Raw genomic sequence first — 23,536 nt, 5'->3', positions numbered from 1 at the left:
AATTCCGAACCATAAAAGATAGATGGGAATGTTTTGCTCGGAATTGAAGACATCGCCCGAAAATTGAAACGTTTTCTAAAGGAGGGAACCCTTATCGTCACCAACGAAATCATGCGTCCGATGCAACCCGGGAACTATCGGAATATTCCGCTGGCTTTCGTGAAAAATGAGGGGCAGGTTCGCGAAGGAATCCAATACTTTTCTAGCAAGCCAGGGTACGGGATCGGCTTTTCGCCGGATGAGGCGCTGTTTCTTCTTCCCGGGAATTCGTCGGACCGGCGGGAGGGAATGGCTCTCTCCCTGCGATTCCTCGGCGCGAACGCGGCCGTGCGAATCGAGGGGCGCCGCCAAACCGCGGAAAAAGTCCATTTCTTTATCGGCAACGATCCGGCGAAGTGGCAAACCGGCCTTCCCGCATATCGGGAGATCGTCTATCCGGAGCTATGGCCGGGAATCGACCTGGTTTTCCATGAAGAAGACGGAGCATTCAAGTACGATTTGGTTGTGCGGCCCGGCGCCAGACTGGACGATATCCGGTTCGCATACCGCGGCGCGGACGGATTGTCCCTGGACAGCGAAGGAAATCTTCTGATCCGCACGGCGCACGGCGTTCTGTCGGAGGAGAGACCCGTCAGCTATCAGTCGATCGACGGCCGGAAGGTTACGGTGGACAGCCGATTCCTCTTGCCCGATTCAGAGGAAGCTTGCGTTTACGGCTTTGAAGTCGGCGACGGATATCATCCGAATCATCCGCTTATCATCGATCCGATGTTCCTGTTTTATTCCACTTATCTTGGCGGAAGCGATGCGGATATCGGGTTTAGCATCGCGGTAGACGGGCAAGACAACGCGTATGTGACGGGGCAAACGTTATCCCTTGATTTTCCGATCACGCCCGGCGCGTTCCAGCCTTTCAAGGACGGGTCCTCCAGCGCGTTCGTCACCAAGGTGAATCCCGGCGGCAACGCGCTGGTCTATTCTACTTTTATCGGCGGCAGCAGCTTTGATCTGGGACGCGGCATCGCGGTCGACGCATCCGGTCATGCCTATGTGACGGGGCAGACTCTATCTCCCGATTTTCCGACGACGCCGGGAGCGTTTCAGACGATCATCGGCGCAGCTCAAGATGCGTTCGTAACCAAATTAAGCCCGGACGGAGGGTCCCTTGTCTACTCCACCTTTCTTGGCGGAGAGGGGGCGGATACCGGATTCGCCATCGCCGTCGATGGCGCAGGAAGCGCCTATGTCGCGGGCGGCACGAGTTCCGTCCATTTCCCCGTCGTTAACCCCCTGCAAGGGTTTATCGCCAATGAGCATGCTTTTGTTGCGAAAATAAATCCGGCCGGCAGCGCGCTTGAATACTCCACCTTCCTCGGAGGCCATGGGACTGACGAGGCGCACGGCGTCGCGGTCGACGGAGCGGGCAGCGCGTACGTAACGGGCTCCACCACATCCCCGGACTTTCCGACCACGCCCGGAGCGTTTCAAATTACATTGAACGGCGTCATCGGCGCTTTCGTATCGAAAATTAACGGGAATGGTTCCGTTCTGTCGTATTCAACCTACCTTACCGGCAGCGGCGACGACGAGGGCCGGGGCATAGCCGTCGACGACCTGGGCCAGGCTTACGTGACGGGAAGCACCACTTCCTTCGACTACCCGACGACGCCGGGATCGTTCCAGCCCTTTTACGGCGGAGGGTCTTCCGACGCCTTCGTAACGAAATTAAGTTCGGACGGCTCGTATCAGGTCTATTCGACCTTTCTCGGAGGGGGCGAATCGGATGCGGGCAATGGCATCGTGCTGCTCTCGGGCTTCGCTTATGTGACGGGAAACACCGCATCGTTCAATTTCCCCGTCACTCCCGATGCGTTTCAGTCGTTCTTCCAGGGCGGCGGGGACGCTTTCATTACGCAATTCAACATCTTTGGCAACGAGCTCGTCTTCTCCTCTTATATCGGCGGCAGCTCAAGCGATGTCGGCCATGCGATCGCCGTTGACCGTGCAGGCTGTATTTTCTTGACCGGTCAAACTTTCTCCACCGATTTCCCGGTCACGCCAGGCGCGTTTCAGCCGTTTCTGCATGGAAGCAGCGATGCCTTCGTTCTGAGGCTCTGCCTGAGCTTGGGGACAACGGTTCTAAAGTTTCCGGACCGGTTCGAAGTGGGCCGAGGCGAGATCGTGACCTACGCGATCGAAATCCAGAACCCGAGCGCGGCAACGCTCACGAACGTGCGGGTGGAAGATCCGGTGCTCGGCCTTTTCGAAGTCATTCCCGAGATTCCGCCCTTTTCCGTCCATATCGTCAAATTCGAATTCGTCGTTCCGCCGGATCAACCTTTCGGACCGATCAGAAACACCGTGTTCGTGACCTCCGATCAATTCGGAGAGCCGCTAACGGGCGATGCGGAGATTGTCGTGACGGGATCTCCGGTATTGGTAGCTTCCAAGACCGCCAATCCGCCCGCCGCCTTTCCGGGGGACACGATCACCTTTACGATCACGCTCGAGAATCGCGGCGACGCCGACTTGATCAATGTCCGCATCTTCGATCCGTTCATCGGACTGGATGAATTTATCGGCAACATCCCGCCCGGAGGGGTATTCGAAATCAATTGGCCGTTCGTCATTCCTCCGGACGCTCAGGCGGGGCTAACGATTGCCAATACCGTAACGATTACCGCCGACAATTTGCCTGGGCCGGAGGAGGTCGGAACGACGGTCGAGGTGCTGCCGGTTCCCAGATTGGAGATCAGGAAAACGGCAGACCGCAACGTCGCGCTTCCGACCGAAACGGTGCATTTTACGATCGAGGTCTTCAATACCGGCAATACGGAACTCACCAACGTTCATGTGACAGACGATCTCACCGGATTCGACATCGTGATTCCGATTCTTTTCGCCGGACAAATCGAGGTTTTCACGGTGCCGTTCTTCGTTCCGCTGGAAATGCCGCCCGGGATTTATACGAATACGGCGACAGCTGCCAGCGATCAGACGGGAGAACCCGTATTCGCCAGTACGGATGTGGAGGTGCTCGCCGATCCGCGTCTGGGGATCGCCAAGATTCCGGAGACGACCAGCGTCGTGCCGGGACAGACGATCCGTTACGCCATCATCCTGGAGAACATCGGCAGCGTGCCGCTTACCGGCATACGGATCTTCGATCCGGTGCTCGGAATCGACGAATTCGTACCCGATCTGGCGGTCGGGGAAGTACGCGAACATGTATTTGAATTCACCGTCCCTCCGGTCCCGGTCGGCACCGCCATCGTCAACGTCGTTACCGTCGAAACGGCCGAGACCGGGCCCCAGGAAGCCGAATCGGTCGTCTTCGCGACGGGCATCGGACTGTCGATTCTGAAGGAGTCGAGCCTTGCGGCGGCCGCGCCGGGAGAGACGGTCGAATACACGCTGACCGTAACGAATCTTCTCGATGTTCCTCAGACGAACATCGTGCTGATCGACGATCTGCTGGGAGTGAACGAGACGATCCCCAGCCTCGCCCCGAACGAGACGATCACCTTGACGTTCCCGTTTGTCATTCCCGTCGACGCGGCGTCCGGTACCATCATCCGCAATACGTTCGTCGTCCGTTCGGATCAATCGCCGGAGCAGGAGACGGTAGTCGATGTGGTCGTGACGGAGCCGCCGGGACCGGCGCTTCTGATCCTGAAGCTTCCCGACCGCAATGCGGCCGCGCCGGGCGAGACGATCTCTTATACGCTGACCGTGACGAATTTGCGCAATTTCCCTTTGACGAACGTCGTGCTGACCGATGAGCTGCTTGGGTTGAACGAGACGATCCCCCTCCTGCAAGCCAATGAGACGATTACCCGAACGGCGACGTTCACGGTTCCGCCGGACGCGGCGGCCGGTAGCGTCATCCGCAATGCGTTCATCGTCAGCTCGGATCAGTCGCCGCCGACAGAGACGATCAGCGAGGTGAACGTGACGGAGCCCCCGGGGCCCGAGCTTCTGGTCCAGAAGGCTGCCGACCGGAATGCGGCCGCGCCGGGAGATACGGTCACCTTCACGCTGACCGTCACGAATCTGCTCGGCATCGATCAGACGAACGTCGTGTTGACCGATGAACTGCTCGGGCTTAGCGAGACGATCCCTCTCCTGCCGGCGAACGCCACGATTACCCGGACGGTGACGTTCACCGTCCCCGCGGACGCGGTGCCCGGCAGCGTCATTCGCAATACGTTCATCGCCAGCTCGGATCAGTCGCCGCCGACGGAGACGGCGAACGAAGTGATCGTGCAGAATCCCCCGGAGCCGACGCTTCTGGTCCGGAAGCTTCCCGACCGCAATACGGCCGCGCCGGGCGACACGATCGCCTATACGCTGACCGTAACGAATCTGCTCGGCGTCAATCAGACGAACGTCGTGCTGACCGATGCGCTGCTGGGGCTCAGCGAGACGATCGCGCTTCTGCCGGCGAACGCCACGGTTACCCTTACGGTAACGTTCGTCGTTCCCGCGGATGCGGTTCCCGGCAGCGTCGTCCGCAATACGTTCATCGCCAGCTCGGATCAATCTCCGCCCGCGGAGACGGTTAACGAAGTGACCGTGCAAGAACCTCTGGAACCGGCTCTTCTGGTCCGGAAGCTTCCAGACCGCAATACGGCCGCGCCGGGCGACACGGTCACCTATACGCTGACCGTTACGAATCTGCGAAGCGTTCCGCAAACGAATGTGGTGCTGACCGACGAACGGCTCGGGTTGACCGAGACGATCCCTATCCTGCAGGCGAATGAAACGATTACCCGAACGGTGACGTTCATGGTTCCCGCAGACGCGGCGATCGGAAGCGTCATCCGCAATGCGTTCATCGCCGGCTCGGATCAATCGCCGCCCGCGGAGACGGTCGACGAAGTGACCGTGACGCCTGGACCGGAGACGACGCTGACGGTTCGGAAGCTCTCCGACCGGACGGCCGCCCAGCCGGGCGAAACGATCCATTACACCGTCGAAGTCACGAACACCGGCGGGATTCCGGCTACCAACGTCGTCGTACGCGACTCGTTGACCGGCGAGACATTCACGATTCCGGTGATCGCGCCCGGGCAAACGGCAAGGGCAAGCTTTGCGTTCACGGTGCCGGCAGGCACGGCGGCAGGGAAAATCCTCGCGAACCGCGTCACCGTCGCTTGGGAGGAGCAACCTCCCGGCTCGTTGCCGGTACAAGACGAGGAAAGGGTAATCGTGGCCGATCCCGCCGAATTGCCGGATCTGACGGTCGAAGCCCCGCCGGAACCGCCGGCTCCCGGAGAGACGGTAACCAAGACGATCACGGTTACGAACGTCACGGGCAACGCCCTGACCGACGTGCGTGTCTTCGACCAGCTGCTCGGCTTCCGTACGCGCATTCCGTCGCTCTCTCCCGGAGAGAGCCGCGTATTCACGCTGCAGCTCACGATACCGCCCGACGCGGTAGGCGGAACGCAGATCCGGAACATCGTATCGATCGTCTCCGACCAGACGCCTCTGCAGCAAGAAGAAGTCGTCATTCAGGTTCAGTCGCATCCGAACGCGTCTTTGGCCAAAACAGTCAACCCTGCGGTCGGGAGGCCGGGAGAGACGGTCATTTTCACCATCCGGGCCTGCAATACGGGCAACGTTCCGCTATTGAATCTGCGGCTGACAGACCCGCTGCTCGGCCTGCAGCTGCGAATCGAGCGCTTCGAGGTCGGAGCATGCGAGACGCTTCGCATTCGGTTCGTGCTGCCGGACGTGGAGGAAGATACCGTCATCGTTAATTCGGTCACCCTCGCATCCGATAACGGGCCGACTCGCGAAGCAAGCGCCTCGGTCAAGATCATCGCCGAAGAAGAAGAGTAATGCCGAAATCGCCCGTCTCTCCGATTGGAGGACGGGCGATTCTCATGTCCTCTACATCGTCGGGACAAGCCGCCGAGACCGAGCCTTGGACAAGCCGAGCACGGGGAAGTTGGCGGTTATTCGTTTATCAAGTGACAGATATGCGATGTTGTCATTTACATATGAGTCTGATATAGTGGGGAAAAACGGAGAAGGGATCGGCGAGATGAACGAGCTGCCTTTAAGCAAAGAACAAATCATGGACGCCGCCGAACAAGTGCTCCGGCGCTTCGGACCGGACAAAACGTCCGTGATGGACGTTGCGCGGGCGCTGCAAGTGAGCCACGGTACGCTGTACCGGCATTTTCCCAGCAAGGCCTCGCTTCGCGAAGCCGTCACGGAGCGCTGGCTCGCTCGAAGCATTGCCGAACCGTTGGCGGAGATCGCGGACGGCACGGACGGAAGCTTCGCCGCGCGGCTGCGCTTATGGCTGGAGAAGCTGATCGGCAGCAAGCGAAGCTACGCAAGCGACGATCCCGAGATGTTCGCTATGTATACGGACGTCACGGCGGATGCCGCCGAGATCATCGATTCGCATGTGGACGCTCTAATCGGCCAGATTGAGAGCATTCTCGAAGGAGGCATCCGCTCGGGAGAATTCAAGACCGCTCCTCCCTCGGAGACGGCCAGGGCGATTTTCCTGGCCACCTCGCGTTTCCACCATCCCGCGCATTCCCCCGAATGGACGGCCGAACGGGCGGACGCGGATTTCGATTCCGTGTGGAGACTGCTGCTGAGCGGTATTTCCGCTTAATCGCGGATCCTTCAGTCCTACTTGAAGCCCTTCCGATCCTCGGATCGAAAGGGCTTTTTAGTCATTGCGGAACGGGGAATCAAAATTTAAATGACAATATTGATATTTTGTTACTTGATAAATGATAATTGATCATCGTATAATCAAGTCATCTAAGAGATTCAGCCGCTCAAGCCTAACGCTTGGCATGCTTAAGTCCCGAAGAAACGGGCAAAATGAGATCAATTTTCAGGAGGAGATCGTCATGACGGCAAAATTAAACGGGAAAATCGCGGTGGTAACGGGAGCTTCGAGGGGGATGGGCCGGGAAATCGCCGAATTGCTGGCGAACCAGGGCGCGAAGGTAGTCGTGAACTACACGAGCAGTCCGGAGAAAGCGGAAGAGGTTGTGAAGGGCATCAAGGAGAAGGGCGGCGACGCGCTCGCGGTTCAAGCGGATATCAGCAAGGTTGCCGAATTGGAGAAGCTGTTCCGGCAGACGGTGGACGCTTACGGCCGAGTGGATATTCTGGTCAACAACGCGGGCATCATGATTACGAAGCCGCTCGCGGATCTTACGGAAGAGGATTTCGACAGGCAGTACGCGGTGAACGTCAAGGGCACCTTTTTCGCGATCCAGCAGGCGGTTCCGCACATGGGCGACGGCGGACGCATCATCAACTTCTCCACGTCCGTAGTCGGCCAGATGTTCCCGACTTACAGCGCGTATACGGCAACCAAAGGAGCCGTGGAGCAGATCACGCGGCAATTGGCCAAGGAACTCGGGCCGAAAGGCATCACGATCAACGCGGTTGCCCCCGGCCCGGTGAACACGGAGCTGTTCACGGCCGGCAAAACGCCGGAGCAAATCAAGAACGTGGGCGGCATGAACGCGTTCGGGCGTCTGGCCGAGCCGGAAGACATCTCCAACGTGGTTCTGTTCCTGGCCGGTGCGGAATCCCAATGGGTCACCGGCCAGACGATTCGGGTCAACGGCGGCTTTATCTAAGCCTTTAAGCGTTATGCGGCTCCACCTCAAACAAAGACGGATCCAAACCTTGAAGGAACGGCGTCCATTCCCCCGAGGCATAGAGCAGAAGCCGGTGCATCGCCCGCGTGCATGCCGTATAGAAAAGCTTGCGTTCGCTCTCCCGGCGATACGTCTGCGACGAAGCATCATAGATCAGGACGGCATCGAATTCGACGCCCTTCGCGAGATAAGCGGGAACGACCATCGTTCCCTTCTCGAAGGTGGGCGTCTTTTTGGTAATCAGCCGCAGCGACGGACATCCTTGGGCGGTCAAGAGATCGTAAGCGTCGCGGCTCTCGGCCGCCGTCTTCGTGATGACGGCGACGGAGTCGAAGCCTTCCGCCTGAAGCGCCGCGAGATCCTCCGCGATCCGCGCCGCCCGCCGCTCGCCCCTGTCCGCCCCGATGAGAAGCGGCTTCCTCCCGCTTCGTTCGAAGGGCACGATCTCCTTGCCTCCCGGCAGCAGAGACCTCGTGAACGCCACGATCTCTCGGGTGGACCGATAGCTGCGAACGAGGCGGAACAGGCTCGTCTTCGACTCGCCGTAAAGCCGGATGAGCGGCGAATCCGCCCCATGAAGCTCCGTGGCCTGGGTGAAGATGGCCTGACCGAAATCGCCGAGAACCGTCATTCGGGCCCGGGGGAACAGCTTCTTGAGAAATTCGTATTGGAACATCGAATAGTCCTGGCCCTCGTCGATGAATACATGCCGCACCTCCGTGCTCGACCGAACGCCCTCGACGAGTTCTTTCAAGAACAGGTACGGCGTCGCGTCCTCGTAGAACAGTTCGCTTCGGCCGAGCTTCTCCTTGGTCATCTCGCAGATTTCCGGCCAAAACGCGGGCGCATCGGCCCCGTTCGCCATTTGCCGGAAGGCGTCCCGGTCTCCGAACAGCTGGGCGTACAGCCCCTCCCTGTCGAGGAACGACATCCGCTTCACGCTTCGCCTCAGCGGCTGGAAACGCTCCTTCACCAGCATGCGGCGCAGCAGCTCTTCCTCCCGCTCGCCATAGTCGAAGTCCGCTTCGTCCCGCCGGAGCTTGTTGCTCAGTCTTTCTTGAATTTCTTCATACTGCTCGGCGAAGTCGAAGACGCCCCTCTCCTTGTGCAGCTCCCGATACGCCGCGGCGTACTGCTCCTTGTCGAGATATTGAATCTCCTCCTGCACCCAGGGCGCTTCCCGCTCCTTGCGCTCCAGAGCGGCCAACTCTCCCAGCAGCCATTCCTGCAGCAGGGCAACGCGGCTGGACAAGCGGACGGACGGATCGAAGCCGTAGAACTTCGCCGCCATCCGGTCGGCCGCAATCAACTCGCGGTCCTGGAACACGATGCTTCGGAAAAGCATTCCCTCATTCCCCAGCCACTCCGAATAATCCTGGAGAGCTTGAAGGAACGCCGCGGACGCCTTATATTCGATCCCGCTCAACCGAGCTTCATACCCTGACGCCGAGGATTCCGTCAGCACGTATTCGATCTGATCGAACGGATCCTCCAATCGAAGCGCCGTTCCGAGCCCATGCTCCAGATATTCCTGGAAGGTCGTCTGCTGCATATTCTCCTCGCCGAGCTCGGGAAGGACGGTGGAGACGTAGCTGTTGAACATCGGATTCGGCGAGAAAAGAACGATCTGGTCCGCCTTGAGCCGCTCGCGATGTTTGTACAGCAAGTACGCCACCCGCTGCAGCGCCGCCGACGTCTTCCCGCTGCCGGCCGCTCCCTGTACGATGAGCATCCGGCTCTTGTCGTCGCGGATAATCGCGTTCTGCTCCTTCTGGATGGTCGCCACGATGCTCTTCATCTGGGCGTCCGCGCCTTTGCCGAGCACCTGCTGCAGCAGCTCGTCGCCGATCGTTACGCTTGTATCGAACACGTTCTGAAGCCGGCCGTCGCGAATCTGGTACTGCCGCTTCAGCTTCATCGTCCCGGTAACCCGCCCTCCCGGCGTGTCATAGGCGGCCGTTCCCGGAGAATAGTCGTAATACATGCTTGCGACCGGAGTACGCCAGTCGTAGACCAGAAAATTCAGGCCGTCTTTATCGACGAAGGAGGAGACGCCGACGTAGATCCGCTCTTCGAAGCCCAGGCCGTCCTCCTCAAAATCGATCCGCCCGAAATACGGAGACGGCAGCAGCCGGTTCAAGCCTTTCCACTGCTGTAGCCGAAGCCGGTGGCTCCGCTCCCGTTCCGATAATAAGGCCTCCTGCTGCCGAATGCTGTAGAAGGTCTCCTCGAAATCCTCCTGGGTGCTCGTGTTGACCGTGACTTCTTCCCAGAACCGCTTGCGAATGTCCGCCGCTTGGCTGTTCAGCCCGTCCACTTCCGGCTCCAGTTCGGCAATTCTCTCCCGCAGCTTTTCCGTAACCAGCTCCAGCCGTTCCTGTTCTTGCTTCCAATCCTTCTCGTCGATCATGCTCCCGAACACGCTCCTCTCGATCTCATCCGATGAAAAAAGAACGTTTGACAATCGGCCGCGCCATGTGGTAAGATTAAATTGTAGATAAGATGAGATATTTGTGACTTTATTTAAAACAATGGGCAATGGTTTTTTCATCATACCACAGCCCCTCGTTGCACGCAATTGGGTATTTAAAGAAACCCGGCGAATCCGCCGGGTTTTTATTTTGTCCCTGCGCATGATCGAAAAAAGCCAAAAGGCGCCCGATCGGGCGCCTTTGAAGGTTAATCCGTATAGACGGTCGATTTCTTTCCGAGCTCCGAACGTTAGCCCAAGCTTTTCACCCAGTCCTCGGCCGTCAAGACATCCGCTTGCCGGGGGAATACCTTCTCCATAAGCACGCGATGAACCTCGGGATCGGCGTCGCCGCACGCGTCGGAGAGCACCTGCAGCGCGAAGTCCTTGTCGGCCGCTTCCCGCAGCGTCGAGAGGACGACTCCGCTCGTGGCAATGCCGGTCAGAACCAGCGTATCGATGTGCTTGGCGCGAAGAATGACCTCCAGGTTGCTCCCCGCGAATGCGCTGACCCGATATTTCGTGACGACCGGCTCCCCGTTCTTCGGCTGAACGGACTCGTGAATTTGCGTTGCTGCATCCAGTACGGTCATGCCGCCCATCTGAGCAATAGCGGAGAACGACTTGTTATTCGGGCTGATCTCGGGATATCCTTCGCTGAAGCCTACGCGTACGAAGATCACCGGAATGTCGTGCCGACGCGCGGCTTCCACCGATCTCTGAACGGCGCCGATCAAGTCCTGACTCGGGAAACGCGATACGATGCCATTCTGAATGTCCATGACCAACAGGGCGGGTTTGCTCATTCGTTTACACTCCTTCAAGCTTGAATTATAATAAGCGGAGAACTCTCCACTTGATAATAAACGGAGAACTCTCCACTTGTCAACGAAAGTGTTCAGTTGAATACGGGGGACGGATTATCGTGAGAAATAAAGAGAAGAACAATGCCCGGACGGAACGCCGCGACGCCGCGGAGAATCGCCAGCGAATCCTTGATGCGGCTTTGAGGCTTTTCGAAGAGAACGGCGTGGAGCCCGTCAGCATGAATCAGATTGCGATCGAGGCGCAGATCGGAGCGGGAACCCTCTATCGCCGTTACCGCAACAAGAGCGAGTTGTGCCTGGATCTGATCAGAGACAACCTGGATCTCCTGTTCGAGGACATGGATGCGTATCTGGAGCAGCATCGGGACGATCCGCCCGGTCGCCGACTAAAGGGAATTCTCCGCTTATTTATCCGTTTTCGCGAGAAAAAGCTTCAATTGCTGGCCGGCGTCGAGGAAGGAGCATCGCCGAGCAGGCCCAAGAACCGGTCGCCCAACCCGATGCTGGTGGAGCTGCAGGAGACCTTCGCCCGGCTGTTCGGGGAGATGTCGGCCAGCGAGCCGTCCGAGCCGGAGAACGTATTCAAGGCCGACATGCTGCTCATGGCTCTGAAAAGCGAATTCTACGTGTTCCAAAAAGAAGTCCGCGCCTATTCGTCCGAGCAGTTCCTGGAACGGTTATGCTCCGCTCTTTTCCCGACGGCAGGAAATTGAAACAGCGGCAATCCGGACGTAACAACAAAGCTCCGGACTGCCGTCCGTCATTTCCGATCTTACGATCTCCAAAAAAGTTTGCGCACTCTTTCATCCCGCAGCCAGAGAGCGCCCCAAACCAAAATCGCTGTGTACACCGGGAAGAGAACATTGCTGAACAATGGATTATCCAATCTTAGCTGGACGGCAACTGCGCCGCCATAATATCCTGTCAAAAGCAATGCGCCGAGGAATCTCGTTCGAGGTACCGCATAAAACAGTGTCGAAATCAAGCCCAGTATCCCGATAGTCGTCACTAGTCTCTCCGCGAATCCGAGCTCGATCGTGGATTTGACAACTTGAGCGGGCTTGATCATTTTGCCTATTCCGTCCACAAGCATAAAGAGAACGACAATCCCGCTCATAAACCGCGCCGTCCAAAGCCGCCCTCGCGAAATGCCGCCGCCCATTCCACTTGCTTGCCGATTTTTGATTGTCATGAAAAATATCCTCCTTCGTTTGGATCTACGGATCTTTTTCGACCCCTACATCTCTACAACGAACGGGAAAGGAATGAATCGACAGGATGGATAATCAATTTTTGGAGCCAACCGATTAAACGGATTTATTTTGTGACGCGCAAGTAAATGATTGCACATCCCCTTCGAATGTGTTATCTTTGATGTGCAAGCGAATGGTTGCACGTAAAAAATTAAAGAAGGAGTGACGCAAATGACAGCGGACCGCATCGAGAAGGACATTCGAATCGCCGCGCCGGTAGAGCAGGTATGGGCCGTCGTTACCGAACGCAGGCACATGGAGGAGTGGTTTACTCACGGCGCGAGATTAAGGGAACTCGATTTGCGCCCCGGCGGACGGCTCGTGCTGGATCAAGAGGCCATGAACGCCACGACGATAGCCCGCATCGTGACCCTTGATCCGCCGCACGTCTTTTCCTATCGATGGGCCATGGCCTACCCGGGCTCCGAACCGACCGAGGAAAACTCCACTCTGGTCGAATTCCGCCTCACCGCCGACGGAGACGCAACCTTGCTGCAAGTGACGGAGAGCGGATTCGCGAACCTGGTCATTCCCGCCGAACAGGAGGCTTGTGCCGGCCCCGAGGCTCACTCTCAAGGATGGCCTATCTACCTGGAGGAGATTCGCAAGCGCACCGAGGAGTTCGCTTTGAAGTGAGCGGCAACATCGAGGGGCCGCCGGTCGAAGACGTTCTGGGGGCCCTGGCGGATCCCACTCGCCGACAAATCCTCGACCGGTTGGCAGGCAGCGGCGAGGCGACGGCGACGACGCTTACCGCCGAGATGTCCGTATCGCGACAGGCCGTCGTCCAGCATCTCGCGATACTGGAAGCCGCCGGCCTGGTGAAGGGGTACCGGATCGGACGGGAGCGGCGTTTCATCGTCGTTCCGCGGCGATTGACCGAGACGGCCCGATGGATGGATCGCCTGGCCGCCCAATGGGATGGACGGCTCGCGGCGATCAAACGCATTGCCGAGCAGGCACACCAAGCGGGTCTGGAGTCGCCCGGGCGGCAGAAAGAAAACGAACAGCCGGAAACGGACCGTTCGTAGGGGATCCTATAGGGGATGTCTTCAGGGCAGCTGCCGTCCGGCAGGCTGCCTTTTTCGTGCTCTTTGACGTGGAAGCTCCATGCTTATCCGGCCGACGCGGGAAAGTAGCTCATCTCTACGACGGAAATGGGTTTTGCGTCGCCCGGGCTTGGCTCCGAGCAACCCCCGCCGCCTCTCCCCTCCTCCAACTTTTTGTCAATAAAATCCACAAGCTGCCGGAGCGAAGAGATTTGATTCACAATCGCCTCGCGCTGATCTCTTAATTGATCCACCAGGTCGGGATTTTCCGCGGGATGGCTATCGGCCGAGACCGCCAGAAAAGGCCGCATGGCCTCAAGCGAAATCCCCGTCTTTTTGAGGCAAGATATGAGCTTCAGGGTATAGATGTCGTCTTTCCGATAGACGCGATGCCCATTGTCCTTCCTCTCCGCCCGAGGCAGCAGCATGATCTTTTCGTAGTAACGGATCGTATCCTCGGAAATTCCGGTTAGCTTGGCGGTTTGCTTGATCGTAAACGCTGATTCTGCCACTAACGTTCCCTCCCGAACTGTCGTTTTGAGCATTATACATCTTGGAGCCGACTCCAAGTCAAATTGATTCTCCTCGCTTGACTTGGATTCGACTCCAACTTTTACAATGGGCCGTACCGGGGAGAAAGACCCGGAATATAGGAAGGAGCGGACAGCCATGAACCCCAAATATCAACCTTTAATGGAGTCGTTTCGATTCAAGAACGGGGTCGAAACGAACAATCGCATCGTGCTTGCGCCCATGACGATCTCTTACTCTCGGCAGGACGGTACGGTATCCGATGAACTCCTCGCGTATTACGAAAGCCGCTCAAGCGGCGTTGGAATGGCCGTCACCGGGAGCGCATTCGTCGCCCCCGGCGGCAAGGTATTCGGCGGGGAACTGGCGGCGGATCGCGACGACAAGATTCCAAGCCTGCAGCGGCTGGCGGCAGCCATGAAGAAACGCGGGGCCAAAGCCGTCCTGCAAATTTTCCACGGCGGCCGCGAAAGCTCGCCCGAGGCGGTGACGAGCGGCGAGATCGTCAGCGCGAGCGCGGTTGCCAAAGAAGGATCGGGCGTGATTCCCCGGGCGCTCGAAGAGCGGGAAATCGAGGAGATCATTCGTGCGTTCGGCGCCGGCGCCCGCAGGGCCGTCGAGGCCGGCTTCGACGGGGTAGAGATTCACGGGGCCAATCGGTTTCTGATTCAACAATTTTTCTCCCCGTACACCAACCGGCGCGACGATCGTTGGGGAGGAAGCCTGGAGAATCGGATGGCGTTTCCGCTCGCGGTTGTGGATGAAGTGCAAAAAGCGGTGGCGGAGCATGCCGAACGGCCGTTTCTTGTGGGATACCGGTTCTCGCCGGAAGAAGAAATGACGCCCGGCATCACCATGGCCGATACGCTGCAATTGGCGGATGCCCTCGCCAACAAAAGCTTGGATTACTTGCACGTCTCTTTAATGGACTTTTGGTCCAAGCCCAGACGCGGCGTAACGGACCCTCGCTCCCGAATGGAAATCATTCATGAACTCGTCGGGTCAAGAGTTCCGGTGATCGGCGTAGGCGCGATTCGCACCCCTGACGAGGCGCTTGAAGCGCTGCGATCGGGGGTCCCCTTGATCGCGCTTGGACGAGAGCTGATTATGGATCCGGATTGGGTCGAGAAACTAATGAGGGGAAAGGAAAACGAAATCCGCACCGAGCTTACTTTAAACGATCAAGAAAGATTGGGAATTGCAGATCCGTTATGGCAGAGAATCATCCAAACTCCGGGATGGTTCCCCATCGCCAATCCATAACGCGCTTGCGATTGCCGAACCGTCCGCCGGACCTCCCCGGCGGACGGTTCGATTGAAGGATCAAACTCAGATACAAGCTCCCGCATCTCTTGCCGAATAGAACGACGGGTAAATCGGCCGGTAATTCAATTCGCCTCTTATCCGCATAGTATCGACGACCTGATCCCAAGGATCAAAGTCCTGATGCAGCGCCTCCGGCGAATTCTCGCTGTTATGAAGCTGAAGCAGCTCCGCCACGGAGATCGGCGCATCGTCGGCCACATTGTAGATTCGGCCGTCTATTCCCGGCGTGGAAGCCGCCAACATCAGGGCCTGACCGACATCCGCATGATGGGCCATATGGATCCGTTTGGCCGGATTCCAATTGCGGAAAAAGGGCAGACTTTCCGCGATGTGGGGATCGTTCTCGCCATATACAAACGGAAGCCGGACGATGCGCACTCCCAATCCCTGTTCGCGATGAAGCCGCAGCAGCGCCTCTTCGGCTTCGGCTTTGCTTTGAGGATAAGGAAACGCGGCTCTAAGCTCGTCATCTTCACGCTTGGGTCTTGGCTGACCGCCGGATCCGTATACGTTGTTGGTGCTTGAAAATACAAACCGCGGCACCTCCGCCTTCAACGCCGCTTGAGCCAAAGCGACGCTTCCATCGAAGTTTGCTATTCTGGTGGTGTTCTCGTCTACGCCGCGGAACTGCGCAGCCAAGTGAACCACAACATCCGTGCCCCGAAGAGCGTCAACATAAGGATCCGGCTGCAAAAGATCGCCTTCCAAAATTTCGGCCCCTTGCCGTCGAAGCCCCTCCGCCTTTGCGGCGTCCCTAACCAAAAGTTTAACTTGATGACCGCGCCGCAGCAGACGCGGAACCAGACGGCTTCCGACTTTCCCCGTAGCTCCCGTTACAAAAACGTTCATTTCCCAATTCCTCCTGCGTTTTTATAGATGCTATACCGGCAGTATAATAGAAGGTGCAAGCCGCTTCCTTCCTGCGTTTATCATAAGATTGAGAGTGATCGGATAAGGAGGAGTTAGGGATGGAGAGGATTTCCTCCGGCATGTCGCTGGGCGAATTTTTGCGTTCGCGCCGGGAGCGTCTGACGCCGGAAGAGGTAGGGCTGGTCTCCTACGGGCGACGACGGACTCCGGGGCTTCGAAGGGAAGAAGTGGCCCAGCTTGCTCATATCGGAACCTCCTGGTATTCCTACCTGGAGCAAGATAAGGACGTCCATCCGTCAGACGATGTGCTCCGGAGCCTAGCTGAAGCACTGCGATTGACGGAAGTTGAACGACGCCATCTCTATCTTCTGGCCAGACCGGAACGACAGGAAAAGGCAGAAGAGCCGGCCTTAAACGCCGGTCTGGAATGGACGATCAAGGCTCTGGAACCGAATCCGGCTTTCGCGCTGGGAAGGTGCTGGGATTTGCTGCAATGGAACAAGGCGGCGGAGCTCGTTTTTCAATTGCCTTCCTTTTCAAACGATGGGCAGCAGAAACCCAATTGGATGAGACATCTTCTGATCGACGCCAAGCCGGAATGGATTGGGGAGAATTGGGAAGCCAAGGCGCAGATCTTGATTGCGCGCTTTCGCGCGGATTACGCCCGTTTCCCCAAGGATACGAGGTTCAAGGAGCTTGTTGACGAATTGATGCAGAGCAGTCGGCTGTTTCGCGAGACTTGGCCGCTGCATTACGTGGAGGCCCCGGCCGATTGCCGCAAACAGGGGTACGACCCCCGGATCGGAGAGATGGAGTTCGAGCATGTGACCTTGCAGCCTCCGACCCATCCGGATCAGAAGATTATGATTTATACGGCTTCCACGGATACGGCGGCGCGTTTGCGAAGCGTCTTGAGCGGCTCTTGAAGACGCAAAAGATTATCGATTACAAAATCGACAATTATCAAGAGGTCTTCGGAAATCCCGATTTGAACAATACAGCCTGCACTCCCTAATTTCAGATCCTATTGCAGACCGGCATCCGGGAAAAGAAAAAACCCGCTGAGCCGTATGGCCGCGGGTTCGCCGATTAAGCCTTCGATACATCGACTCCGTTGAGCACGAGCTTGTAGCGGATGTCGGCCTTCAACGAGTCGGATACCGCGCAATACTTTTTGCTTCCCATCTCGATCGCTTTCCACACCCGGTAGTCCGGGATGTCTCCGTCCACGTTGAAGGTCAGGTCGATGGCGGTGAAGCCGGTCGGGGGTTCTTCCTTCCGGGCGCCGTCAGCCTCGATCTCGATCCGTTCGATCGAGCCCAGGAATTGATCCAGAATCATCGTCACGTCGATGCCGATGCAGCCGGCCAAGCCCGCCAGCAGCAGCTCCATCGGCGTAGCTCCCTTGCCGTCGCCTCCGTAGGCCGGAGTTGCATCCATGCCGACCGAATAGCCGGAAGCTCCGACCGAAGTAAACAATCGTTTGCCGTTCCAAGTTGTCGTAACTTTCATTTTTACATACCCGCTTTCTCTCGTGAGATGAGTGGATTTCACAATTTAATGATCGCTCAACTGATTCAGGAACTTTCTCGCCCGCTCGGATCGAGGGTCGCGGAAGAAATCTTCCGGCTCCCGCTCCTCGACCACCACGCCGCCGTCCATGAACACGATCCGGTTCGCCACCTGTCGCGCGAACTTCATCTCATGGGTGACGACGACCATCGTCATCCCTTCCCTTGCCAACTGCCGCATAACCTCCAGCACTTCGCCGACCAGCTCCGGATCGAGCGCCGACGTCGGCTCGTCAAACAGCATCACGGACGGCTCCATCGCCAGCGCCCGGGCGATGGCGACGCGCTGCTGCTGGCCGCCGGACAGCCGGGAAGGATACTGGTCCTTCTTGTCCGCCAGGCCGACCCGCTCCAGCAGCCGCTCGCCGATCCCTTCGGCCTCCGCTCGCCCCAGCTTCTTGACGGTCAGCAGCGATTCGATGACATTGCCTAGCGCCGTCTTGTGCGGATACAGATTGAACTGCTGAAAGACCATGCCGGCGTTGCGCCGAATCTCGCGGAAGCTCGACCTCTTCCTTCGTGACGGCATATCCGCATCCACGCGGACGCCGTTCACCTCAAGCGAGCCCCCGCTCAACTCCTCCAATCCGTTCAGGCAGCGCAGCAGCGTGCTTTTGCCCGAACCGCTCGGCCCGAGCAGAACGACGATCTCCCTGGCCGCGACCCCAAGATCGATGCTTCGCAGCACCTCCACGCCATGAAAGGACTTCGACAGCTCCGTCGTTCGGATCATCATTTCGCTTCACGCCCCGATCTCAATAAGCTTTGGACAGCCGCTTCTCGATCGCGTGAAGAATCGCCGAGAAGCCGGTGCTCATGACCCAGTAAATCGCCGCAATCCCGAGATAGAAGGGCATGTTCACGAAATACTGGGCAATCAGCAGCTGAGCGGATCGCACCAATTCGGTTACCGTAATGACGGAGACAAGCGCCGTCTCTTTAAGCATTCCGATAAACGTGTTGCCCATCGGCGCGATCGCCACCCGGGCGGCCTGCGGAAAGACAATCCGCCTTAACGTCTGCCAAGACGTCATGCCTGTCGCATAGGCCGCTTCGGTCTGCCCCTTCGGAATCGCCAGAATCGCTCCCCGGAACGTCTCGGACAAATAAGCGCCGACATTGATGCTGAGCGCCACGCAGGCAGCGGTGATCGGGCCGAGCGTGATCCCGTAGTCCACGAGTCCGAAATAGACGATCAGAATTTGCACGTAGGCGGGCGTGCCGCGAATGACGGATACGTAGGCGCGCGCCAGCCAGCGGATCGGAAGGTTCCCCTTCAGCCTGGCAAGCGCGACCACGATGCCGATAAGAAGTCCGAAGATCATCGATATAACGGTAATCAGCAGCGTATAATAGGCGCCCTTCAATAAGAAAAGCCCGTTATCCCACACAAGGCTCATGAACGGTCGAATCTCCTTTTCGGTCCGATGGATCAGGGCCATGACGCGAATCCGCCATGGCCCTCTGCCCTCTTCGTTTTATTGCGCGGCCGGCTCCTCGCCGAACCACTTCTTGAAGATGGTATTGTAAGTTCCGTCGGCCTTCATGTCCGTGAGCGCCTGGTCGAGAGCCGCCAGGAATTCCGGGTTGTTCTTGCGAACGGCGATCCCCGCCTGATCGGACTTGATCGCCTCGCCGACCGCTTTGATCTTGAAGCCGTTCTTGTCCACGATCGGCTTCAGGGCGTACATGTTGTTGATCGTCGCGTCGATCCGCCCGGCGTTCAAGTCTTGCAGCGAAGTGATGACGTCGTCGTACGTCTTGATGTTGAACTTGCCGACCTTCGGCAGAACGTCGTTGCGCAGATACGACTCGTCGTTCGTCCCGAGGCCCACGCCGATATTTTTGCCTTTGAAGTCTTCAAGCTTCGTAATGGAATCGTTGTTCTGCCGGACGATGATCTTCACTTCGTTCGTGATGTACGGCTGGCTAAAATCGATCTGCTGCTTGCGTTCGTCCGTGATCGTCACCTGGCTGATAATCGCGTCGATCTTGCCGGCCTGAAGGCTCGGAATCAGTCCGGAGAAATCCTGGGCGGCGAATTCGGCCTTGACCCCCAGGCGCTTGGCCGCCTCTTTGGCAATATCGACGTCGAAGCCGTCCATTTCCTTGTTCTCGTTCAAGAAATTATAAGGGGCGTAGGTGCCCATCAGTCCGACCTTCATCACGCCGGCGGCCTTGACTTTGCTCAAAAGGTCGGAGCCGCTGCCGCTCGCCGGAGCCGTGCTTGCCGAACCGCCCGCAGGAGACGAAGCCGAGCCCGAGGGCTCTTGCGCGTTATTGTTATTTGAACCGCACCCGGCAAGCGCGAGCGCGAGAAGCAGGACGACGGAGACAGCAAGTATATACGGGCTCCTTGATTTCTTCAGCATTGGTTTTCTCTCCCTGTGCGATCTTTATATTTAAAATGTCCAGTCAAATCCCGAGCAATCCGAAAAATTCGAACCGGGCCGTTTCGGACGCCAGCTGCTCGGCCGTCTTCGCGGCGATCCCGCTGTCCGGCGCGCCTAGACCGAACAACCAGCGCGTAATGACCCCTTCTATTAAGCTCACGATGAGGGCTGCCCGGAACTCGGCATCGATCGTATCCGGCAGCATGCCGAGCTCGATCGCTCTCCGGATGTTCTGAAGGAAGGCGTTCTCCATCGCGGCCCGGGTCTCGGCGATGGCTTGCCGGATCGGTTCGATGCCGCCGCCTCCTCCGAGCAGCAGCTCCATCAAATAACGGTTCGATTCGGCGAAGCGAAACAGTCCGGCGAGCAGAGCTTCCGACGCCTGCACCATATCCTGCACCGTTCCCGCCTCCCGGCGGTAGCCTTGCGCAATGACGTCCAGCAGTTGGCGCCGGCCGTCCTCCACGATCTCCAGCGCGATCGCTTCCTTGCTTTTGAAATGCCAATAGAACGTCCCTTGGGCCACGCCGGCTTCGGCGACAATATCGGAAATCTTGGTCGCGTGGTAGCCGTCCTTCGCGAACCGCCGAAGGGCGATCTCCATAAAGTGTCTTCTTCGCTCTCCGCCGATCTGGGAGTCGTTCTCTCCGCTCACCTGGCTATCCCCCTCCCGATTGACTAGTCAGTCAGTTTTATTTTAAATCCTATTGGATTGCTATGATTTTGTCAAGCGATTTCCGCCAATACGAAAAAAGGCACCCGCCGGGGTGCCTCTCCGCGATCGCGCACGATCAAGTATGACTCGGTATTACTCGGTAATACTTTGTATGATACTGTAGTATTTTGTATTTCCTTGCATGACTCGGCCCTATTATGTCGCATTTTAGCTCCATGCTTCAATGTCCTCGTCATCGATCTCTTCCGCTTCAGGCTCGGAAGAGGAAGAAGCGAGCGGATCGTCGTCCGCTTCCGCGGCAACGGCGGTTTGCTGCGCGGCGTCTTGCAATCCCGCCCTCTCCATCGGGATATAGGTCTGCAAATTGCGAACGCCGTTCTGCCGGATCTCGTTCTCCACCAGATAACGAATCGAATCCATCAAGTTGGTCTGCGAGTTCAACCATGCCATGATGAGCGGATCCTCCGACTTCTTCGTCTTCAGGCTGATGTTCTCGCCCGGAGACTTGTTCTTCTTCATCCTAAACACCTGCCAAGCTTCCGTAAGTTACCGCCGCGCATCAGGCAGGCTGTTCCGCTTTACTCTTGAGCGCCTCGTAAATTTTGCCGTGGACGAAAGCGTCCAGCCCCATCGCGTTCAGCTCTACGGCATATTCGGCCGGGATATAGAGCAGCTTGATCTCCCGTTCGTCGCAGGCTTCCTTCAAATACGGGTACAGAACGGACCTCATGAGGATGCTTCCTCCCCCGTATACGCAGATGAGGTCGATCTCGTTGCGCGCTTTGGTCAGCTGCTTCTTCGCATGCTGCACGATCTGCTTGACCTGGCTCTCCAGAGGCCGGCGAAGGGTCTTGAGCGCGCGGGCATGGTATTTGTGGTTCGGATTTTTGATCACGTCGCTGAAAAACTGCCTCGGGCTATCCGGCAGATGGATCAGCCGGTTGAACTCCGGCAGCGCTTCTTCGATGGCATAGCCCGCTCCGTGGTGGCTGCCGTGAACGAACTGCCGCAGGAAGCGATTGCCTTCCGTAATCGGATATTCCGTGGAGCCGTCGCCGATGTCGACATGAAGGATCCGCTTGTCCTTGAAAAAGCTGCCGTTGAACTTCTTCCCGATGTTGTACGTCTCGGCAAAATCGGCGAAGATCTCCCCTTCTCTCCAGCTCCCCGATGCATCCTTCTGCAGCGTGAAAATAACCGGCGTCGCTTCGGGAACGACCTTCACGAACGGGAACACGATGCGAACCGCCACGCGTCGCAGCCCCAGATGCACCGTCACATGATGCGTGCCGGAAGTAAACCTTTTCTCGAAGCGGGCCGACGTCTCGTCCGTATGCTGCGTGACGGGCAGGGCGGTCGCCATATCGACCTCGAGGTCGATCTCCGACGGGATCGCCTTCTCTTCCTCGTACGCCTTCTGAACGGCCGCCGCGGCAATCTGAGCCAGCGTGTTCACGATCGGAAGGTCCATATCGCTCTTTGAATCTATGCCGATCTGAAGATTGTCGATGATCTCGCCGCTCTCGAGCGCGAACTTGCCGACATAGTACATGCCCGGCCGGGCGGCCGGCGAATCGATCGTGACGACAAGCTGGTCCTGCAAGTTGGCGACGAAGCTCTCCGGGGCCTGTTCCTCTCGCCATGGGAGCTCGTCCACCCGGCAATTCACGTTAGGCTGCTGAATCAATCTGCCGTCGATCACCAGATCATGCTCGCTATTGCCGTTATCGTTCCCGACAAAAAAATGATAGTTCATCTTAGTTCTCCTCTACAGATTAGGATTGGCATGCCTGGTATTACTTTGCCACACCGGGTGTTAGCGGACATCATCCGGAAGTCCCACGTTTTCATTATCTTTCTCTCATCAAAAATAGAACGGAAGACGCTCGATCGAAGCGCCTTCCGCATTTGGGACCTCTGAAATTTGTCGACTCCTATCCGCAACCCTCCCCCGGGAAGTTCGTCGTCCGAGGCGGCGCCGGAGACTTGACGCCGAACAAACTTCGCGAAGCTCGCAGTCGCTCGGCCGCTCGGACAGCTGGCACATGACGCTTCTGCGGTAACGAGACAAGGCGCCCGGCTATACGGGCGCCTTTCGTCGTTTCCTGGGTTTTTAATTCTTCCGATAGATAGGAGCGCCCATCGGCGAGGAGCCTGCTCCTCCGTCGACGCCGAGATTGGCTCCTTGAACGAAGGAAGCGTCGTCGGATGCCAGAAACAGCACCGCGGCCGCGATCTCCTCCGGCTTGCCCAGCCGCTGCAACGGAATCCCTCGGGAGAGGGCGGCCTCCAGCTTGGCCTCCCCTTCCGGCGTCGATTGCCCCCAGATCGGAGTGAGCGTCGCGCCGGGGGATACGACGTTGACGCGAATGCCGCGGGGCGACAATTCGGACACCAGCACTCTCGCCAGACTGTTCACGGCGCCTTTGCTGGCCGCATAAGCCGCATATCCCGGCCCGCCTGCTTCAGCCAAGACCGAGCTGGTGAAGATGATCGAGGCGCCTGCGTTCAAATGAGGCAGCGCCGCCTGCACCGTGAAGAAGGCGCCGGTGACGTTCACCTTCAGAATCTCCTCGAACAGGGACAGCTCGGATCCTCCAGCCGGCGTATAGCCGGAAATGCCTGCGTTCGCGAATACGATATCCAATCGGCCGAACCGTTCGATCGCGGCGGCTACCGCTTGTTCGGAGCTTGTCGGAACGGAGGCGTCCGCTTGCACGGCGACGGCGTTCGATGCGCCTAGCTCCTTCACCGCTTCCTGCAGCGTGACTTCGTTTCGGCCGGTGATGACCGCCTTAGCCCCTTCCGCCACGAACAATTTTGCCGTCGCCAAGCCGATCCCGCTGTTGCCTCCGGTGATCAAGGCCACTTTTCCGTTTAATTTTCCCATGAGTGATCCTCCTTTAATTTGCTTTAGTTTC

At 57.9% G+C, this 23,536-nt stretch carries 21 protein-coding genes; 8 read left to right on the top strand and 13 right to left on the bottom strand.

What is annotated here, in order from left to right; translation table 11 throughout:
• Positions 1 to 111 precede the first annotated feature (111 nt).
• The 3 genes from H7C18_RS11555 to H7C18_RS11545 all read left to right on the top strand — a co-directional run bounded on the left by H7C18_RS11555 (position 112) and on the right by H7C18_RS11545 (position 7,628).
• The gene (locus tag H7C18_RS11555) at positions 112 to 5,847 is read left to right on the top strand and encodes a DUF7507 domain-containing protein (protein ID WP_475571994.1); all 5,736 of its coding nucleotides are present in this window, start codon (positions 112 to 114) and stop codon (positions 5,845 to 5,847) included.
• Between the two features lie 175 nt (positions 5,848 to 6,022).
• A complete protein-coding gene (locus H7C18_RS11550; RefSeq protein WP_337913345.1) occupies positions 6,023 to 6,640 on the top strand; it encodes a TetR/AcrR family transcriptional regulator in 618 nt (205 codons plus the stop codon).
• Positions 6,641 to 6,884: 244 nt separating this feature from the next.
• Entirely contained in the window at positions 6,885 to 7,628 is a 744-nt protein-coding gene (locus H7C18_RS11545) for an SDR family oxidoreductase (RefSeq protein WP_185129201.1), read from the top strand.
• 4 nt (positions 7,629 to 7,632) lie between these two features.
• Here H7C18_RS11545 and helD read toward each other — a convergent pair whose 3' ends face one another.
• Together helD and H7C18_RS11535 are read right to left on the bottom strand one after the other, a co-directional pair.
• Positions 7,633 to 10,059: an RNA polymerase recycling motor HelD gene (gene helD, locus H7C18_RS11540; protein ID WP_202887024.1), complete on the bottom strand. Its 2,427-nt coding sequence runs from the start codon at positions 10,057 to 10,059 to the stop codon at positions 7,633 to 7,635.
• 311 nt (positions 10,060 to 10,370) lie between these two features.
• Positions 10,371 to 10,925: a cysteine hydrolase family protein gene (locus H7C18_RS11535; RefSeq protein WP_185129200.1), complete on the bottom strand. Its 555-nt coding sequence runs from the start codon at positions 10,923 to 10,925 to the stop codon at positions 10,371 to 10,373.
• A gap of 119 nt (positions 10,926 to 11,044) precedes the next feature.
• On the opposite strand from H7C18_RS11535, the gene H7C18_RS11530 reads away from it, so the two are divergent.
• Positions 11,045 to 11,659 (top strand): TetR family transcriptional regulator, encoded by a 615-nt coding sequence (locus tag H7C18_RS11530; protein ID WP_185129199.1) that lies wholly within the window; start codon positions 11,045 to 11,047, stop codon positions 11,657 to 11,659.
• A 59-nt stretch (positions 11,660 to 11,718) separates the two neighbouring features.
• Here the strand turns inward: H7C18_RS11530 and H7C18_RS11525 are convergent, their stop codons facing one another.
• Positions 11,719 to 12,108, bottom strand: coding sequence for a DoxX family protein (locus H7C18_RS11525; protein WP_185129266.1), 390 nt, complete (start codon positions 12,106 to 12,108; stop codon positions 11,719 to 11,721).
• Positions 12,109 to 12,370: 262 nt separating this feature from the next.
• Between H7C18_RS11525 and H7C18_RS11520 the strand changes: the two genes are divergently transcribed.
• Positions 12,371 to 12,835, top strand: a complete 465-nt coding sequence (locus H7C18_RS11520) for an SRPBCC domain-containing protein (protein WP_185129198.1) — start codon at positions 12,371 to 12,373, stop codon at positions 12,833 to 12,835.
• Entirely contained in the window at positions 12,832 to 13,230 is a 399-nt protein-coding gene (locus H7C18_RS11515) for a metalloregulator ArsR/SmtB family transcription factor (RefSeq protein ID WP_202887020.1), read from the top strand. The genes H7C18_RS11520 and H7C18_RS11515 overlap by 4 nt, the downstream gene beginning before the upstream one ends.
• 83 nt (positions 13,231 to 13,313) lie before the next feature.
• Here H7C18_RS11515 and H7C18_RS11510 read toward each other — a convergent pair whose 3' ends face one another.
• The gene (locus tag H7C18_RS11510; RefSeq protein WP_185129265.1) at positions 13,314 to 13,793 is read right to left on the bottom strand and encodes a MerR family transcriptional regulator; all 480 of its coding nucleotides are present in this window, start codon (positions 13,791 to 13,793) and stop codon (positions 13,314 to 13,316) included.
• Between the two features lie 124 nt (positions 13,794 to 13,917).
• Here H7C18_RS11510 and H7C18_RS11505 point away from each other — a divergent pair, with 124 nt between their 5' ends.
• Positions 13,918 to 15,042: an NADH-dependent flavin oxidoreductase gene (locus tag H7C18_RS11505; RefSeq protein WP_185129196.1), complete on the top strand. Its 1,125-nt coding sequence runs from the start codon at positions 13,918 to 13,920 to the stop codon at positions 15,040 to 15,042.
• Positions 15,043 to 15,108: 66 nt separating this feature from the next.
• On the opposite strand, the gene H7C18_RS11500 is transcribed toward H7C18_RS11505, so the two are convergent.
• Positions 15,109 to 15,954 carry an NAD-dependent epimerase/dehydratase family protein gene (locus H7C18_RS11500; RefSeq protein ID WP_185129195.1) on the bottom strand — a complete coding sequence of 282 codons (846 nt, stop codon included), beginning with the start codon at positions 15,952 to 15,954 and terminating at the stop codon, positions 15,109 to 15,111.
• Between the two features lie 119 nt (positions 15,955 to 16,073).
• Between H7C18_RS11500 and H7C18_RS11495 the strand changes: the two genes are divergently transcribed.
• Entirely contained in the window at positions 16,074 to 16,901 is an 828-nt protein-coding gene (locus H7C18_RS11495) for a helix-turn-helix transcriptional regulator (RefSeq protein WP_185129194.1), read from the top strand.
• Positions 16,902 to 17,064: 163 nt separating this feature from the next.
• Here H7C18_RS11495 and H7C18_RS11490 read toward each other — a convergent pair whose 3' ends face one another.
• The 8 genes from H7C18_RS11490 to H7C18_RS11455 all read right to left on the bottom strand — a co-directional run bounded on the left by H7C18_RS11490 (position 17,065) and on the right by H7C18_RS11455 (position 23,505).
• Positions 17,065 to 17,487, bottom strand: a complete 423-nt coding sequence (locus H7C18_RS11490; RefSeq protein WP_185129193.1) for an OsmC family protein — start codon at positions 17,485 to 17,487, stop codon at positions 17,065 to 17,067.
• 45 nt (positions 17,488 to 17,532) lie between these two features.
• On the bottom strand, positions 17,533 to 18,279 hold the full coding sequence (locus H7C18_RS11485) for an amino acid ABC transporter ATP-binding protein (protein WP_185129264.1): 747 nt from the start codon (positions 18,277 to 18,279) through the stop codon (positions 17,533 to 17,535).
• Between the two features lie 22 nt (positions 18,280 to 18,301).
• Positions 18,302 to 18,946, bottom strand: coding sequence for an amino acid ABC transporter permease (locus H7C18_RS11480; protein ID WP_185129192.1), 645 nt, complete (start codon positions 18,944 to 18,946; stop codon positions 18,302 to 18,304).
• Between the two features lie 78 nt (positions 18,947 to 19,024).
• A complete protein-coding gene (locus H7C18_RS11475) occupies positions 19,025 to 19,918 on the bottom strand; it encodes a transporter substrate-binding domain-containing protein (protein WP_238357637.1) in 894 nt (297 codons plus the stop codon).
• 43 nt (positions 19,919 to 19,961) lie between these two features.
• Entirely contained in the window at positions 19,962 to 20,543 is a 582-nt protein-coding gene (locus tag H7C18_RS11470; RefSeq protein ID WP_185129262.1) for a TetR/AcrR family transcriptional regulator, read from the bottom strand.
• Between the two features lie 279 nt (positions 20,544 to 20,822).
• Positions 20,823 to 21,134 carry a hypothetical protein gene (locus tag H7C18_RS11465; protein ID WP_185129191.1) on the bottom strand — a complete coding sequence of 104 codons (312 nt, stop codon included), beginning with the start codon at positions 21,132 to 21,134 and terminating at the stop codon, positions 20,823 to 20,825.
• A gap of 40 nt (positions 21,135 to 21,174) precedes the next feature.
• Entirely contained in the window at positions 21,175 to 22,371 is a 1,197-nt protein-coding gene (locus tag H7C18_RS11460; protein WP_185129190.1) for a ParM/StbA family protein, read from the bottom strand.
• Between the two features lie 357 nt (positions 22,372 to 22,728).
• Complete coding sequence (locus H7C18_RS11455; RefSeq protein WP_185129189.1) at positions 22,729 to 23,505, bottom strand: SDR family NAD(P)-dependent oxidoreductase; 777 nt, start codon at positions 23,503 to 23,505, stop codon at positions 22,729 to 22,731.
• Positions 23,506 to 23,536 lie beyond the last annotated feature (31 nt).

This window comes from Cohnella zeiphila, assembly GCF_014212055.1.
Lineage (GTDB): Bacteria > Bacillota > Bacilli > Paenibacillales > Paenibacillaceae > Cohnella > Cohnella zeiphila.
Note: the sequence above shows the minus strand (reverse complement) of the source record. Positions and strands in the feature narration are given on the sequence as shown.

Coding starts and splice junctions, on each gene's coding strand:
- H7C18_RS11485 (WP_185129264.1), bottom strand. CDS start 18,279: ATGATCCGAACGACGGAGCTGTCGAAGTCCTTTCATGGCGTGGAGGTG.
- H7C18_RS11455 (WP_185129189.1), bottom strand. CDS start 23,505: ATGGGAAAATTAAACGGAAAAGTGGCCTTGATCACCGGAGGCAACAGC.
- H7C18_RS11535 (WP_185129200.1), bottom strand. CDS start 10,925: ATGAGCAAACCCGCCCTGTTGGTCATGGACATTCAGAATGGCATCGTA.
- H7C18_RS11465 (WP_185129191.1), bottom strand. CDS start 21,134: ATGAAGAAGAACAAGTCTCCGGGCGAGAACATCAGCCTGAAGACGAAG.
- H7C18_RS11505 (WP_185129196.1), top strand. CDS start 13,918: ATGAACCCCAAATATCAACCTTTAATGGAGTCGTTTCGATTCAAGAAC.
- H7C18_RS11555 (WP_475571994.1), top strand. CDS start 112: ATGCGTCCGATGCAACCCGGGAACTATCGGAATATTCCGCTGGCTTTC.
- helD (WP_202887024.1), bottom strand. CDS start 10,059: ATGATCGACGAGAAGGATTGGAAGCAAGAACAGGAACGGCTGGAGCTG.
- H7C18_RS11545 (WP_185129201.1), top strand. CDS start 6,885: ATGACGGCAAAATTAAACGGGAAAATCGCGGTGGTAACGGGAGCTTCG.
- H7C18_RS11490 (WP_185129193.1), bottom strand. CDS start 17,487: ATGAAAGTTACGACAACTTGGAACGGCAAACGATTGTTTACTTCGGTC.
- H7C18_RS11460 (WP_185129190.1), bottom strand. CDS start 22,371: ATGAACTATCATTTTTTTGTCGGGAACGATAACGGCAATAGCGAGCAT.
- H7C18_RS11480 (WP_185129192.1), bottom strand. CDS start 18,946: ATGAGCCTTGTGTGGGATAACGGGCTTTTCTTATTGAAGGGCGCCTAT.
- H7C18_RS11510 (WP_185129265.1), bottom strand. CDS start 13,793: ATGCTCAAAACGACAGTTCGGGAGGGAACGTTAGTGGCAGAATCAGCG.
- H7C18_RS11500 (WP_185129195.1), bottom strand. CDS start 15,954: ATGAACGTTTTTGTAACGGGAGCTACGGGGAAAGTCGGAAGCCGTCTG.
- H7C18_RS11495 (WP_185129194.1), top strand. CDS start 16,074: ATGGAGAGGATTTCCTCCGGCATGTCGCTGGGCGAATTTTTGCGTTCG.
- H7C18_RS11525 (WP_185129266.1), bottom strand. CDS start 12,108: ATGGGCGGCGGCATTTCGCGAGGGCGGCTTTGGACGGCGCGGTTTATG.
- H7C18_RS11470 (WP_185129262.1), bottom strand. CDS start 20,543: ATGGAGATCGCCCTTCGGCGGTTCGCGAAGGACGGCTACCACGCGACC.
- H7C18_RS11520 (WP_185129198.1), top strand. CDS start 12,371: ATGACAGCGGACCGCATCGAGAAGGACATTCGAATCGCCGCGCCGGTA.
- H7C18_RS11475 (WP_238357637.1), bottom strand. CDS start 19,918: ATGCTGAAGAAATCAAGGAGCCCGTATATACTTGCTGTCTCCGTCGTC.